The sequence below is a fragment of the Chryseobacterium proteolyticum genome (assembly GCF_046591535.1).
Lineage (GTDB): Bacteria > Bacteroidota > Bacteroidia > Flavobacteriales > Weeksellaceae > Chryseobacterium > Chryseobacterium proteolyticum.
In genome coordinates, this window is record NZ_JBJLWK010000002.1 from 20,699 (window position 1) to 35,132 (window position 14,434).

Here is a 14,434-nt window from a genome sequence, read left to right on the forward strand (position 1 = left end):
TAACTACAGTATTATTCATCTGGTTTGAATAAAAAACCCTCAACACTTTACCGGTATTGAGGGCATATTTATATATAATTGTGTTTTATTATAAAGCAGTCGCAGTATAAGTTACTGTTTGAGTATAAGTTCAGGCCGGTTTACCTAAAATATCAGAAGATGATGATTTTGCAGCTGGAATGGTGTAGTCCAGATTCAGTGTTAATGCGCTTCCTAGTGGGGCATTTGTAACTAAATTCTGATCCGTTGCAGATAAAACTACAGCATTTTTTGTTCCCCCCATGGTTCCGGCAGCTGTAGCTGCTTTGATGGTTAAAACATTGACAGGGATTAAGTTCGTTCCATTCATGAAATTAGCACCCCCTGCTTTTACTTTAACATTAAAGTTCTTCGTTGAAGTTACTTTTAAAGAGTTGGCTTTAGTAATCGTCTGATCAGAATTATAGTCTGCTGCAGTAACATAGTTAAAATCAACCGTGTTACCAATGGCTGTACTTCCTGCGTCGATAGATATTACGTCGTTCAGGGTAATGTTTACGGTTGTAGTTGCAGTTGTATTTTGAGCTTGAACATTGTTAGTTCCAAATATGATAGCTCCAAAAGTTAAGGCTGTGATTACGATTTGTCTTGTCATGATAGTAATATTTTATTGTTATTTTTTACTTAATTGTTATCTTTTGTATACTGCAAATTTATAGTGGTGCTAAAAGTTTCCTTGTAGTGGAAAACGGAAGTTCATGTAGTAAAATAACTACAAGGTTTATTCATTTAACTTAAATAGTAAAGCCCTCAACACTTTCTAATTGTTGAGGGCGTATATAAATTCCTGTAATTTCTATTATAAGGCTGTCGCAATATAAACTACCGTTTGCGTATAATTTTATTTAGGTTTTCACAAAAAATATTTACAGGTTGGTAAATGTGTTATCATTGTTATTTAAAACAAAGATTCTACCTTACATCTGACAGATACTTATTCCCGGATTTTGAATTGTATTTATACCGGTACAATATATATAAAATCAAAGGCCTCCTGAGGAAGCCTTCGAAACACCAAATCACAAAATATTAATATGAAAAATTAATTTATAAAGCTGTTGCAGTATAAGTTACTGTTTGAGTATAAGTTCCGGCCGGTTTACCTAAAATATCAGAAGATGATGATTTTGCAGCTGGAATAGTGTAGTCCAAATTCAGTGTTAATGCGCTTCCCAGTGGGGCATTTGTAACTAAATTCTGATCCGTTGCAGATAAAACTACAGCATTTTTTGTTCCCCCCATGGTTCCGGCAGCTGTAGCTGCTTTGATGGTCAAAACATTGACAGGGATTAAGTTCGTTCCATTCATGAAATTAGCACCTCCTGCTTTTACTTTAACATTAAAGTTCTTCGTTGAAGTTACTTTTAAAGAGTTGGCTTTAGTAATCGTCTGATCAGAATTATAGTCTGCTGCAGTAACATAGTTAAAATCAACCGTATTACCAATGGCTGTACTTCCTGCGTCAATAGATATTACGTCGTTCAGGGTAATGTTTACGGTTGTAGTTGCAGTTGTATTTTGAGCTTGAACATTGTTAGTTCCAAATATGATTGCTCCAAAAGTTAAGGCTGTGATTACGATTTGTTTTTTCATGGTGGTAATATTTTATTGTTATTTTTTACTTAATTGTTATCTTTTGTATACTGCAAATTTATAGTGGTGCTAAAAGTTTCTTTGTAGTGGAAAACGGAAGTTCATGTAGTAAAATAACTACAAGATTTACTCATATGATAAATGAAAAGCCCTCGATACTACAAAAGTATCGAGGGCTTTTCTATTTAAAATTGATATTGAATTACAATGCAGTGGCAGTATAAGTTATTTTTTGTGTATAAGTTCCTTGTGGTTTTCCTAAAAGTACCTTGGATGCATTTTCCGCAGAAATAGAGTAAGCAATATTTAAAGACTGTTTGGTACCCAAACTTGCATTACTCACCAATACCTGATCATTTGGAGATAAAGTGACTTCATTCAGAGTTCCCACCAAACTTCCGCCTGGTATCGCTTTTACTTGTAATATATCTACAGGAATAACGTTTGCGCCATTTACAAAGTGTGCCCCTTCAGATTTTACTTTTACATCAAAATTTTTAGAGGAAATAATGACTAAACTATTGGGAACGGTCACATTTTTTGATGAATTATAATCTTTTGTGCTCCCATAATTAAAATCTACGGCACCTTCTGAAGCAGCAGAGCCAATATCCATTGCAATAACGTCTGATAAAATAATATTGACTGATGTACTCACCTGCTCTGAATTTTGTGCCATAGCCCGGTGGGTTCCTAAGGCAGTTGCTCCCAGAGACAACGCAACGATAAAGATTTGCTTTTTCATGATTAAATAAATTTAGTGAGGTGTAATAATATTGTCATTCAGAATTCAGAATTCATTATAAAGCTAATAACATTATATGACATTACCAAGACTTTTTCATTATTAAGTGTATTATCATAAAGATATTCAATCTGATAGAGTTATTTCATATTATAATCTTAAACTCCTTACTAGTAACTTTCTCGTTGAGCAAATTAATCTCTTTTGAAATTGTATCTATAATCAATACCTTTTGCAGGCTTATTGTAAAAAAACCTGATGCTATGGCTTAATAAACTTTGGCAAACTTATTCCGGTATTCAATGGGGGTAAGTCCGGTGATTTTTCTGAAAATATCACGAAATGCCTTCGTATCCGTATAGCCTACATCGTACATTACTTCCGAAACATTTTTCCGGGATGCTTCAAAAAACTTTTTAGCAGCCTCTATGCGTACCCGCTGTATGTATTCTACAGGAGTATTGTTTGTGGCATCCTTAAACCTTCTTTCAAAGGTACGGCGTCCTATACCGGCATAGGCAGCAAGATCTTCAACCGTCATTTTCTCTTCATAATGATCTTCTATAAAATCCTGGACACTTTTAATCTGTTCATCCGTATGGCTTCTTTGACCACGGAAAATGGCAAATTGCGACTGGTTATCCCTGCTTATATCCAGAGCAAAATATTTTGAGATCATAATGGCAGTTTCCCTGTCGGAATATTTTTCTACTAGGTAAAGTATCAGGTTCCATAAGCTGCTCGCTCCACCACTGCTGTAAATATTATCATGTTCTGTTATAATGGCACCGTCTTCTACTTCTATCTCCGGATACCTATTTTTAAACTCGTTAATATAAGCCCAATGGGTAGAGCATTTACTGCCGTCCAGAAGACCTGTTTCTGCAAGAAGGAAGGCTCCGACACATAAACTGGCAAGGCTTGTTCCTTCGAAATAAAGTTTCCTGAAATAGGGAATTGCATCTGCATTTGCCGCTATGCCTTCCTCCATATCCCCAAAGGTAGGAGGAATGATAAGCAGATCCGTATGGGTAACGTTCTGAAGGAGCCTGTTTGTCTTTATCGTATACTCTCCGCTATTAGCAGGAACATACTCATTTAATCCTACATATTCTACTTTAAAGATTGGCTTTTTCCCAAATACGGAAAGAAACTCATTCGCAGTATGAAAAGTCCTGAATGCCGGGGTTATGGCTTCTATGGTACCATATTGAGGAACAAAAACTGATATCTGCATACCTTTTATTTTGTGATAAAGATACTTATAATTTTTGTCGTAATCCACCCCTTAGGTTGTCGTTTTTACAACACCCGTTTTTTTATTATCTGTTCGATCTTTGTCATAACAATAACAACAAAAAATTAAAACAATGAAAAACGAACAAAAAATTCAGGTACAGGCCGAAGTTAATGCTCCTGTGGAAAAAGTATGGAAAATGTGGAATTCACCGGAAGATATTATGAACTGGAATTCGGCACACCCAAGCTGGCATTGTCCCAGTAGTAATAATGATCTCAGAGTCGGAGGTACATTTACAAACAGAATGGAAGCCAGGGATGGGAGTTTCGGTTTCGATTTCTCCGGTACTTACGATAAGGTTGACCCAAACAGGGAAATAAGTTATACCATGGCTGATGGAAGAACAGCCTCTACCATCTTCGATATACAAAACGGAAAAACATTGATAACAACAAGCTTTGATCCTGAAACCGAGAATGATCCCGAATTTCAGAAACAGGGCTGGCAGGCTATTATGGACAATTTTGTAAAATATGCAGAATCATCAAATAATTAATAATTACTAAATCCTTAAATATGAAAAAGAATAAAATAATTTTCTGGACAGCTACCATTGTACTGATCCTTTGGGAAGGCGTTATGCCTGCTGCAACTTTATTGTTTGCACCCGAATATGTAAATGCAGGAACAAAAGCCCTGGGGTATCCGGACTATTTTGCCTACGCATTAATTATCTGTAAGATATTAGGAATTGTGGCCATATCATTTAATAAGGTACCTGATAAAATAAAAGAATGGGCCTATGCCGGTCTGGCTTTTAACCTGATATTTGCTTTTATAAGCCATGCATGTGTTGACGGTAATCCGGGATATATGTTGATGCCACTTGTATTTTTGGCAGTACTGATGATCTCTTATCGTTTGCGGAAATGGAATGTCCGAAAAGAAGAATTAGCCACTTCCTATGATAAAATCCCTTCAGTACAATAAGTCTTTGGACAATTAAAAAAAAACTAAAATATATTCAAACCTCTAAAATCAGAAAAAATGACAAACAACAGCGTTTCATTACACAGAATAATCCAGGCAGCTCCGGAAAAAGTTTTCCGCGCATTTGCCGATGTAACAGCTTATGCTTCCTGGATTCCACCCTATGGATTTATATGCACTGTGCAGCAGGCAGATTTTAAAGAAGGCGGACAGTTTAAAATGACTTTTATTAATTTCAGCACTGGTAACGGACATTCTTTCGGTGGTACCTATACTGAGATCAGAGAAGGGCAGTTTCTTAAATATATTGAGCACTTTGATAATCCGGCTTTGCAGGGAGAAATGACTACTACAGTCTCATTCGGCAAAGTATCGTGCGGAACAGAAATCAGAATTGAACAAACCGGTATTCCTGAACAAATACCAGCAGAAATGTGCTATCTGGGCTGGCAGGAGTCTCTTGAAAAATTAAAAAGGCTTGTGGAACCTGAAATTCCGGATGCTTAACGTAACTATATGCTTAACCATCAAAATGAATCTGCAAGATTTGGAGTATTCATAACGTTAACGGGAAACTGTAAAGAAGCATTTACCTTTTATCAATCCTGTTTTGGAGGAGAACTTTTTTTTTGAACTATTGGAAATACCTCTGAATCAATATTACAATAAACCGGTGATTAGTAGTTCTCTAATTTCTGAACGCATCGTTCTTCATGGTTCCGACCTTGTTCATGATGAAGGTTACCAAACGGGCAACCAACTTGCAATTTATTTTCCCTGTCAGGATGCATCCGAACGGTCTAGGCTTATAATGCGGCTTGCTAAAGATAAAGAAAGTTCTTCTCCGGAGATGGAAAAACAACGGTTCATCGAAATAACAGATCTTTTTGGGGTTCGGTGGATATTGGGGGTAGCTTATTAAATGTAAAAAAATTAAGGATAAAATCTATCAAATTAAACTTTGATAGATTTTTTACAAACCCAACCTCAAACTCGCCGATTTCGTATTTCAGTATAACTCAAAAAATAAGCATCAGAAAGCAAGATTATATCATTCGTTTGAATTGTATTTTGATCATCCCATAAGTAGAAACATAATCAATAATATTTCCGTGAGGCTTAATCATCAACATAAAAATTAATAAGTATTACACATTCTGTAGTCATAAAAATAATATCTTAGTTGCATGAAATATTTAGAAAAAATTCAGGGATTATTGCCATTGGGATATTTATATCTTATTATTCTTGGACTTTTAAAGGAAAGTATCCTTTTTTATCAATTAGATATTAATATTTTGAAATACTCGTCCATAACAGATATTCTTATAAGTCCGATTGCTGACATGGCCTCCAGTCCGATTTTGATAATCGTTATTTTTTCTGTTGTGCTCATTTTCTTTTTATTGCAGGTAATCCTTGTAAAGAATAGAGAGAAAAGCTGGAGCAAAAAGCTGTTAGGAAATTATAAAATAAACCCTGAAACAGATAAGAATGAGCTGAAAAAAATCATGATCCCGATTTTTTCAATACTTGTATCCATTGAACTCCTCGCATTGTTTGTCGGTCTTGGAATAGGCCAGGGACGTATGATAAAAAAAAAGAATTGACACTCAAAACCTGAAATACAATTATACCATCACTTCAGAATCTGAAGGACCAACTGAAATCTATATGATCGATATTAACAGTACCTATTATTTTTATGTGACCAAAGGAGATAAACATATTAAGATTGCCCCTGTTGGAAAAATAAACGGTCTTGAAGTAATCCCAAAAAATAATTAAAGTAATTGATCACATTATAAAGTTATTGCAAAACAAGAAGGACTATATCACTGAAATTTATAATAGTGATGTTTGTTATACGATCAATTTAAACAAAAAAAATCCCGGATGATCCGGGATTTTTTGTTCTTGTATCTCAATTTATTTGATCTCCACAGGAACTGAGATTTTATCCCAATCCATTGTGAATCCATTACTGTTGATTTTATACACTAAATTTTCCTGTGTTGCCGGTAAAGCTTTTGTTTTTACATCAACACGTAAAGCATCTTTTGCCTGTTCGTATTTGTAAGCACCCCATTGTTTCGGCTCTTTATTGAAAATCGCAGTCCATGTTCCACTTTCTTTAGGAATCAGGAAGAAGCTGTATTTCCCTGCAGGCAGCGGTTTACCCTGAACGGTAATATTTTTATCCGTTTCAAAAGTAGTTGCTTCATTAGCTCCCGCACGCCAAACTTTATCGTAAGCTTCTAAACCACCCCAGATGGTACGCCCTTTAACAGAAGGACTGCTATAGTTTATGGTAATGGTGGCATCTTTAATTTTTCCTGTAGCAGTAGCCGGAGGGCTGGCAGGCTTTTTAGTGTCCTGTGCAAAAGCATTTACTGAAAGCGTCATTGCAGCAAAAACTACAGTAACAGATTTAATCATTGTTTTCATAATAATTTGTTTGTTTATTTGTTGTTTACGAATTTACATCTTTCGGCTTATAAAATACTAAACCAATTGCAGAAAATATAACGACTGCCGCTGCGCCGATTACATTAAGCCAGAGGAAAGAAATGATATCCAACTGGTAAACGGCAATTACGGTAATTTCTGATACAATGGCAGAAATAAATACATTCGCACCGTTGATTTTCTTATAATAAAATGCAACCAGAAAAATCCCTAAGATCGGGCCGTAGAAAAGTGAACCCAATACATTCACCGCTTCGATAAGCGAACCCATTTGCGTGGCAAACATGGCTACCCCGATGGAGAAAATGCCCCAGGCCAAAGTGTGCAGGCGACTGTATTTCAATTCGGTTTTCTCATCAGGAATATCTTTTCTGAATATCAGATGAACATCCTTTAATGAGCAGGCGGCAAGGGAGTTCAGTGCTGCAGAAATGGAACCCCAGCTTGCCAGAAAAATGACGGCAAACAGTAAACCGATCATTCCTACAGGCAGGTTATTTTTTACGAAATACAGGAAAATGTAATTCGTATCCGTTTTCTCTGCATTATAATTTGATTTATTAATTGCTTCCTCTACCCTTCCGTGCAATGCTTTCACCTCAGTTTGCGTATTTTTAAAATCCTGAATTGTTTTGTTGAGCCGGGGAGAATGAGTTTCTTTTAGCTTTAAAATTTCTTTTGATTCTGCGTTAAATTTTATTTGCAAATCCTGATGTTCTTTTTCAAAAACCGCAGTCTGTTCAGGTTTTGTTTCCTTTAAATATTGATAAGAACGTTCATTAAAATAAATCGGAGCCGGTTTCAGAGAAAAGAATGCGAAAAGCAGGGCACCGATCAGGAGAATGGCAAACTGCATTGGAATTTTAACCAATCCGTTCAACAGCAAACCCATTTTTGCATTGGTATTGTCTTTGGCCGTAATATACCTCCCGACCTGACTCTGGTCCGTTCCGAAGTAAGAAAGAGCCAAGAAAAAACCGCCAATCAATCCACTCCAAATATTGTATTTGTCTTTCCAGTCGAATTCTGTGGTAATGACATTGAGCTTGCCTGATTTCCCAGCCAGATACAGCGCATCTTTAAAACCAATTCCGTTCGGCATATTCTCGATAAGCAGGTACCCTGCAAAAGCCATTGTTCCCAAAATAATGAGAAACTGCAATTTTTGGGTGTGAGCGATCGCTTTTGCACCGCCAACATAGGTATAAATCAACAGAATGCCGCCCGTTAAAACATTGGTCAAATAGATATTCCAGTTTAAAACGCTTGATAAGATGATACTCGGCGCGTAAATGCTGATTCCTGTTGACAAACCCCTGGAAAAAAGAAAAAGCAATGAAGTGAGTACCCTTGTTTTCTTATCGAAACGGTTTTCTAAGTATTCATAGGCCGTATACACATTCAGGCGCTGAAAAATAGGGATGAAGGTAATACAGATAACGATCATCGCCAAAGGCAAACCAAAGTAATACTGAACGAAACGCATACCGTCCGTATAGGCCTGGCCCGGTGCTGAAAGAAATGTAATTGCACTAGCCTGTGTAGCCATAATACCTATCAGCACAATGTACCACGGCATTTTATTATCTGCCTTCAGGTAGGATTCGTTGTTTTTTTGGCCCCGGCCGATGAATACGCCGTAAACCACCACTGCAACCAGTGTAAAAATGAGAACTGTCCAATCTATATTACTCATGCCCAGAATTTAGTAAACCAATAATAAAATGCGATCTGGAATACTAATGCTACTGCTAATAGTATATACCAGATATTCCAGTTTTTAAGTTGTTTGTTCATCAGTTTTTCTGTGCACTTAAAAAATTAAAAAATAAACGTGCCGCCCCCACATTTCCCGCAGGCAGCTGTCTGAAAAATGCCAACGGCGTATAGATAAAATTACCCTTACCGTATTTGGCATATAAAGTAGATCCCTGAAGAGGCTCTTCATCGGTATCGTGCATTTCAAAAAGTGGTTCATACGCTGCATCCCATTGTGCAGGGAAATAGGCACCACGTTCCTGCACCCAGCCTTTAAAATCATCAGGAGTAATTTTGTTTGGAAAGTTCAGTAATTTATGATCAGGGTTTAAAAACGTAACCGCAGCATTTTCTTCGGTAACCCGTTTATTGGCAATACTGAAATTGTATATCCCCAATTTATCAACGGTTGTATCCTGGTTGGTGTTATACTGCATCACCAGATTACCACCCTTTTTTACGTAAGACCATAGAAAAGGCATCCAGCGACCCAGCTTTTTCTCTGTGTTATTAGCGCGAACCCCAAGTACGATGGCATCATATTGCGACAGCTTGCTCTGACTCCCGTTTCCGGCAGACTCATCTATATTGCCATAAAAATCTTCATCTTTCAGGACGTCTACCTGGATACCTGCAATGCGTAGAAAGTCAGGAATGAAATCACCCGCACCTTCTATATACCCCACTTTTTTTAACCTTCGCCTGAATGTCACCTTTCATAACGGTTACAGTGGCAGGTGCAAAATATTGTAAGGAAGGTAAATGCGGATACTGAATTAATATCTGCTTTTTATTATAGGTAACTCCATCTGTAACAAAATTGGCTTCCAGTTGCAAGCGGGATGAATTAATTGAAGCCAGTTTCGTTTTTGGAATAACATAATCGATGGTAGTATCTTTTCCATTGAGCGAACTAATATCCACGCTACCTACTCGCTCTCCGTTATACATGAGATTGAGGATACCTTTATTGAAGTTTTTGTTGGAATTCACCTTAACATTTAAACTCAAATGCAAATCTTCATTTTCTTTAACCACATACAGCGGTTGTATAAATTTCAGTTCCAATGCTGGAACAATACGCAGGCCTTCGACCACATCGCCACGCACCGGATCTAATTTCTTAAAAGATAAAGGAAGTTTAACCTGAAATTTTTCCGAGCCTATTCTTAAACCAAGCGACACATTCAGGGATGACTCTGCCTCAGGCAAACCAATTAAAGTATCATTCGGAACAGAGAAAGTTGCTGCGTTGGCGGGAGGTTTTGCCAACCAGTATGGTTCTGTAAGTGCTGCATCTGCAGGAATCTGAATGTCATGCTGAATGGTAATTAAAGAATCTTTTGACAGTTTTCTATTGAAGCTTTCTGATTGATGTAACCATTGTACATTTTCTAAAACAACAGGATCAGCAGCTCTTGAAATCAGATTTAACCTGAAATTATAATGATCCCCGGCTACGGCCTCGGCCTGATTCGTCACCACCTCGCCCATAAATCCGGCACAGCTCAGAATGATATGGTCGAGAGATTTAATTTTATCCTTTTTCAGATCTGCATCCTGAAGTGCCATAACCTTTTTTCGTAAGGCAAGCAAAGCGGGTAAACTCAGGTCAGGATTATTGAAATTGAAGGTGGCAATAATTTGATCTAGTGCCAGGTCAATGTCAGCGTTTCCTTTTGAGGTCCAGGTTTTAACGACTCCGTCAAAAAGTGTTGCTTTTGCAGGCTCTCCGATAACATGAGAAAAATATTCAGTTTTGATTCCGGCTACAGACTGTGTTCCTGCTCCCTGGCTCTTATGTAGGCTTCTGCTTAATCCTGCCAGTTCACCATAGCCCATTCCCAGCTGCGGATCATATTGCCCAACAGTAACTTTCAGTTGATTTTCAGAAGTTGTATTAACCCCACCAAACCGGAAAGTATTCCACAATACGCGTTTGGGTTGCCATACATTCACATATTTTAATTGATCCGGAAAAGCAGTTTTATCACCTGCCAGCCTGAAGGCTTTTTCTGCAACTACGGCCGAAGCCGCATGTTGTCCGTGGCCTGCCGCTGCAGTTGGAGGAAATCGACAAATAATAACATCCGGACGGAATTGACGGATCACCCAAACAACATCCGCTATAATGGTCTTTTCATCCCATTGTTTGAAAGTATCGGTCGTATTTTTAGAGAACCCGAAATCAATCGCACGGGTAAAAAACTGTTGGGCACCATCTAACTTTCTTGCCTCTAAAAGCTCATGCGTTCTGATTAAACCCAATGCAGCCCCCTGCTCCGTGCCTAATAAATTCTGACCCCCATCACCTCTTGTCAAAGACAAATAACCAGTTTCTACATTTTGGTCGTTGATTAACCAGGAGAGCAATCCCGTATTTTCATCATCGGGATGAGCCGCAAGGTATAAAACTTTAGGAAGATGTTTAAGTGTTTTGAGTTCACGGTAAATTTCAGAAGACTGGGAAGGTCGAACCTGTTGGGCCGAACAAAAAACCGTATAAAAGCCAAGAATAAATACAGTACTTACTTTTTTGAACATTTAAATTTGCTTTGCGACAAATATAAGTAAATCATACTTTTTTCAAAGTTAAAAGAATCACACTGTGAATTTCACAAAAAACTGTTTAAATTTTTATTAAACCACAAACCGAAGGTTCGACGTAATTAAAAGTCACAAAAGATTTTTAAACCATTAATAACTTATATGCTTTATGTATAAAAGTACACTAAAATTTTATCGAAAATCACAGATGTCCACCTTATGAGAACTTAATTCTGCCGTACTTCTTTACACATTCCAAAATGTACTAGCGTGTTTAAAAAATATAAACTTTTGTGACTTTTAATTACGTCGAACCCCCGGTTTTTGGTTAAGTTTCAACAGACTTATGGATAAATTAGAATTCAAAGAAAATGAACACTCCTTATGTTTTTCTCATTGTATTCTGCGTAAGATAGATGTAATTAAACATGCAAAATGTGGCTATCGCCCCGAAAGTATGCCATAAAAAGTGGGTTCCGAAACTCAACCATCCCCATTGATCAGCAATGCGGAAAATGAGTGCGAAAACAAACGACAATAAAGCAAAGCCTACCCATTTTCCGGCTTTCCACTTTGTATATAGCAAATACCTTAGTACCGAAAAAAGCACAAATGAAGCCATGATTGCATAATTGATGTTGATAAATAGCGCAATGTTATCTACCAAAATCCAATTTCTCAAACCCAACATAAGGATCACATAGACAAGAACCATTACAACAGCATAGTACCATCTGGTGCTCTTTGCTATAAAATAAAATCCGGCCGACAAACAGAGTAGCATAATGGGCATCCAATCCATCATGATAAATACCGGCCATTGCCTGAATGAATGGTAAACAGTTCCGCCTATGGCACCAATATACAATAAAACTAAACAGTAGGTTAAAAAAGGATATTCTTTAAAACGACCCTTCAATTTAATGGTCCAGAAAATGGCTATGGCTAAAAAAAAATGCAGCAGTTATTGCATTAAAAGGCTCAGGAAAAAACTGAGCCATATCCGTTTCTTTATACAACATGCCCCCGTCCGGAGGTATCAGGTTTATCAGCATTGTCTTACTATATACTTCTTCTAAATATAGAAAAAATATGGCATTAGTAAATTAAATCGCAAAAAGCTTCCTATTCTTCTATGGAAGTAGCCAAAAATATTGCGAAGATTTTAGGAACTACTATCAGTTATCTTCTAGGAGAAACTGAGGAAATAAACATCTTTAAAGATCCGGCAATGCTCAACCGTTTTAGCGACATCAAAAAGCTTGATTCCCAAAAAAACATCTGCATTCTATTGTAGATGGCTTATTCAAGCACGAAAAATTAAAAATATTGCTGCATTATAACAACAAACCCTCGCTAATTGGAAGGGTTTGTTTTTGTCTACCAATACGAGCGAGACGCTCGTGCCAGCGGTGGGGATATAGATGCCTCAAAACTCTCATTACAATCTTCTCATTCTATCTTTAAAAAAAAAAACTTAAAACAAACCACTCACCATCATAAAAAACCAACTGTCAAACTGGTTTTAAAAAGATAACCAATTCAATCAGCCTTACATCAGTAATTTTATATCCCAGTTGTTCTCTTAAATTATCAAAATCATTTGGTAAGCCAAATTTTATAGTTTCTTTTATTGCATCTACATATTCTAAATAAATTGAGACATTACCTATTTTAGAATAGAAACCGTTCGAAAAAAAGTATTTACAAATCTTACTATCCCAAATAGGATAAACATTAGGATTGATAAAATGAAGAAGTTTAGATAATCCAACCAACGACTTATTTGTAAAAGGTTTCAAGTTTTCAATCTCAATTTCGGTTAGAATATTATCACTTGACTTTGCTTTATTAAACAAGTCAACAATCTTATCTATATCAGTACAATCTATGTTTTTTAAGATCGTTGGCATCCAACCATAGATCATAAACACACCACAAATCAAATCTTGCTTACTCAGCCTATCTTTCAATTTAAAGTAATTAATAAAATATGGGTAAGATATTAAGTAACTATTATCTTCTTCAAGTTTAATATTGGGAATAATTTGTTTGAGTTCTTCTAAATTGATTTTCATATCAACAATATAATAAACAACTTCATTATCGAATTGATAAAGGCTTTTTATTTTAATTTTTAATATTGGTTAATTACGATTTATTTAATATCAGAAAACTATAAAATTCCTAGTTTGTAAAAACATCTGTTATTCCAAAAAAGAAAATACAGAACATAGTAAAACCAAGAAAAAAATACAAAACCTTGTGAAAAACTACCTCCAAAATCCTTTTTTTATTATTCTTTTGTAAGAATGTGATCTCAATTAATAAAACACTTGTTATGGTAAATGAAAGCAAACCAATGTAGGTTAAAGATGTCTCAAAACCCTCATCGCAATAAAGGATTGTCATTAACACAAAAACCACTGCAAAAATAGCAATGGTTATGTTACTTGACCATACGAAAGTATTCATATGGTAACCAAGGTTTTAACTAATATCCTAAAAATAAAAATGTATACTAGTCTTATATGTTAGAGCAAATTCAAACATTTTAATAATATTCTCTGAACCACTTAAAATTTTATTTAACTCAATTAATGTGTTAGATATAAGACCTAAATCTGTGACATGTTCGTCTTCATAATCATCTATATTACATTCTGAAACTTTATTAATTAAGGAGAACACACCTTCATTCCATAATTTTTCAAATTCCTGCTCGGATAAATTTAATTCTACTATCTGTTCTTTAGTAGCTGTATCGTAATCTAATGCATTTTCTGCTTCTTTATTCTTTGGAACAATTATTGTTTTTGGCATGTTAATCATTATTATTAAAATGAGTTACTTGAATATATTCCTCCGCTGGCGCGAGCGTCACGCTCGTTACCCATTCATAAATTGCAAATTTAAATCTATTTCCAGAATTTTCTGGTCATCATTACAGTAGTTTCTTACACTACCTTATTTCCATTTGTATATTTCTGGTACAAAGCTACTTTCAGGTCCATTAATCTTAAATACTAAAAATAAAAATCCGAGAAAATGTA

General features: G+C 36.1%; 16 protein-coding genes. 5 read left to right on the top strand and 11 right to left on the bottom strand.

What is annotated here, in order from left to right:
• Positions 1-130: 130 nt before the first annotated feature.
• The 4 genes from ACJ5H0_RS05950 to ACJ5H0_RS05965 form a co-directional block, all read right to left on the bottom strand.
• Positions 131-634, bottom strand: coding sequence for a peptidoglycan-binding protein LysM (locus ACJ5H0_RS05950; protein WP_411248108.1), 504 nt, complete (start codon positions 632-634; stop codon positions 131-133).
• 452 nt (positions 635-1,086) lie between these two features.
• Complete coding sequence (locus ACJ5H0_RS05955) at positions 1,087-1,632, bottom strand: peptidoglycan-binding protein LysM (protein WP_172279031.1); 546 nt, start codon at positions 1,630-1,632, stop codon at positions 1,087-1,089.
• Positions 1,633-1,834: 202 nt separating this feature from the next.
• Positions 1,835-2,377: a peptidoglycan-binding protein LysM gene (locus ACJ5H0_RS05960; RefSeq protein ID WP_411248110.1), complete on the bottom strand. Its 543-nt coding sequence runs from the start codon at positions 2,375-2,377 to the stop codon at positions 1,835-1,837.
• 268 nt (positions 2,378-2,645) lie between these two features.
• Entirely contained in the window at positions 2,646-3,614 is a 969-nt protein-coding gene (locus ACJ5H0_RS05965; protein ID WP_411248112.1) for a GlxA family transcriptional regulator, read from the bottom strand.
• A 133-nt stretch (positions 3,615-3,747) separates the two neighbouring features.
• Between ACJ5H0_RS05965 and ACJ5H0_RS05970 the strand changes: the two genes are divergently transcribed.
• The 4 genes from ACJ5H0_RS05970 to ACJ5H0_RS05985 all read left to right on the top strand — a co-directional run bounded on the left by ACJ5H0_RS05970 (position 3,748) and on the right by ACJ5H0_RS05985 (position 6,217).
• Positions 3,748-4,173: an SRPBCC family protein gene (locus ACJ5H0_RS05970; protein ID WP_411248114.1), complete on the top strand. Its 426-nt coding sequence runs from the start codon at positions 3,748-3,750 to the stop codon at positions 4,171-4,173.
• A 20-nt stretch (positions 4,174-4,193) separates the two neighbouring features.
• The gene (locus ACJ5H0_RS05975; RefSeq protein WP_411248116.1) at positions 4,194-4,607 is read left to right on the top strand and encodes a DoxX family protein; all 414 of its coding nucleotides are present in this window, start codon (positions 4,194-4,196) and stop codon (positions 4,605-4,607) included.
• 57 nt (positions 4,608-4,664) lie between these two features.
• Complete coding sequence (locus ACJ5H0_RS05980) at positions 4,665-5,114, top strand: SRPBCC family protein (RefSeq protein WP_273648396.1); 450 nt, start codon at positions 4,665-4,667, stop codon at positions 5,112-5,114.
• Positions 5,115-5,794: 680 nt separating this feature from the next.
• Positions 5,795-6,217 carry a hypothetical protein gene (locus tag ACJ5H0_RS05985; RefSeq protein WP_411248118.1) on the top strand — a complete coding sequence of 141 codons (423 nt, stop codon included), beginning with the start codon at positions 5,795-5,797 and terminating at the stop codon, positions 6,215-6,217.
• 319 nt (positions 6,218-6,536) lie between these two features.
• Here the strand turns inward: ACJ5H0_RS05985 and ACJ5H0_RS05990 are convergent, their stop codons facing one another.
• The 5 genes from ACJ5H0_RS05990 to ACJ5H0_RS06010 form a co-directional block, all read right to left on the bottom strand.
• Entirely contained in the window at positions 6,537-7,055 is a 519-nt protein-coding gene (locus tag ACJ5H0_RS05990; protein ID WP_172279045.1) for a DUF2911 domain-containing protein, read from the bottom strand.
• Between the two features lie 25 nt (positions 7,056-7,080).
• Positions 7,081-8,772, bottom strand: coding sequence for a sodium:solute symporter family protein (locus ACJ5H0_RS05995; protein WP_411248120.1), 1,692 nt, complete (start codon positions 8,770-8,772; stop codon positions 7,081-7,083).
• A gap of 100 nt (positions 8,773-8,872) precedes the next feature.
• Positions 8,873-9,520: a hypothetical protein gene (locus tag ACJ5H0_RS06000; RefSeq protein ID WP_411248122.1), complete on the bottom strand. Its 648-nt coding sequence runs from the start codon at positions 9,518-9,520 to the stop codon at positions 8,873-8,875.
• Positions 9,495-11,378 (bottom strand): PIG-L family deacetylase, encoded by a 1,884-nt coding sequence (locus tag ACJ5H0_RS06005; RefSeq protein WP_411248124.1) that lies wholly within the window; start codon positions 11,376-11,378, stop codon positions 9,495-9,497. Before ACJ5H0_RS06005 ends, ACJ5H0_RS06000 begins: the two co-directional genes overlap by 26 nt.
• A gap of 385 nt (positions 11,379-11,763) precedes the next feature.
• Positions 11,764-12,300: a hypothetical protein gene (locus tag ACJ5H0_RS06010; RefSeq protein WP_411248126.1), complete on the bottom strand. Its 537-nt coding sequence runs from the start codon at positions 12,298-12,300 to the stop codon at positions 11,764-11,766.
• Positions 12,301-12,516: 216 nt separating this feature from the next.
• On the opposite strand from ACJ5H0_RS06010, the gene ACJ5H0_RS06015 reads away from it, so the two are divergent.
• On the top strand, positions 12,517-12,678 hold the full coding sequence (locus ACJ5H0_RS06015) for a hypothetical protein (RefSeq protein WP_411248128.1): 162 nt from the start codon (positions 12,517-12,519) through the stop codon (positions 12,676-12,678).
• A gap of 217 nt (positions 12,679-12,895) precedes the next feature.
• Here ACJ5H0_RS06015 and ACJ5H0_RS06020 read toward each other — a convergent pair whose 3' ends face one another.
• Both ACJ5H0_RS06020 and ACJ5H0_RS06025 read right to left on the bottom strand, forming a co-directional pair.
• Positions 12,896-13,459, bottom strand: a complete 564-nt coding sequence (locus ACJ5H0_RS06020; protein ID WP_411248130.1) for a hypothetical protein — start codon at positions 13,457-13,459, stop codon at positions 12,896-12,898.
• A 424-nt stretch (positions 13,460-13,883) separates the two neighbouring features.
• On the bottom strand, positions 13,884-14,204 hold the full coding sequence (locus ACJ5H0_RS06025) for a hypothetical protein (RefSeq protein WP_411248132.1): 321 nt from the start codon (positions 14,202-14,204) through the stop codon (positions 13,884-13,886).
• Between the last annotated feature and the right edge of the window lie 230 nt (positions 14,205-14,434).